The sequence below is a fragment of the Serratia inhibens genome, from assembly GCF_003591175.1.
GTDB lineage: Bacteria > Pseudomonadota > Gammaproteobacteria > Enterobacterales > Enterobacteriaceae > Serratia > Serratia inhibens.
In genome coordinates, this window is record NZ_QYYG01000026.1 from 1 (window position 1) to 594 (window position 594).

Genomic DNA, 594 nt, shown 5'->3' on the forward strand with positions numbered 1-594 from the left:
CCACTTTGTGATTCATGACTGGGGTGAAGTCGTAACAAGGTAACCGTAGGGGAACCTGCGGTTGGATCACCTCCTTACCTAATGATATTGATTCGAGTGGCGTGCTCACACAGATTGTCTGATGAAAAAGTAACGAGCAGAAATACCTTTAATAGGCTTGTAGCTCAGGTGGTTAGAGCGCACCCCTGATAAGGGTGAGGTCGGTGGTTCAAGTCCACTCAGGCCTACCAATTCTTTCCCATACTGCGTTGCTTCACCGCATGGCTGTTTGGCCGCGTGGCGCCGCGTCTTGTTTGGAATCGAATAAGGTAACAAAGGTATCTGCAAGTGACTGTATGGGGCTATAGCTCAGCTGGGAGAGCGCCTGCCTTGCACGCAGGAGGTCAGCGGTTCGATCCCGCTTAGCTCCACCATATAGTCCTGACAATACTTCAGAGTGTACTGGCAACAGTATGCTGCGAAGTATTTTGCTCTTTAACAATCTGGAACAAGCTGAAAATTGAAACATGACAGCTGAAACTTATCCCTCCGTAGAAGTACTGGGATAAGGATTAACCTGTCATAGAGTCTCTCAAATGTAGCAATGCGAAGTGA

At 48.1% G+C, this 594-nt stretch carries 2 tRNA genes and 1 rRNA gene; all 3 read left to right on the forward strand.

The annotated features are described in order from the left end of the window. A 16S ribosomal RNA gene (locus D4100_RS25485) occupies positions 1 to 77 on the forward strand; the annotation flags it as partial. Between the two features lie 76 nt (positions 78 to 153). After that, positions 154 to 230 (forward strand) — tRNA-Ile (locus tag D4100_RS25490). Between the two features lie 107 nt (positions 231 to 337). Next, positions 338 to 413 (forward strand) — tRNA-Ala (locus D4100_RS25495). Positions 414 to 594: the final 181 nt, after the last annotated feature.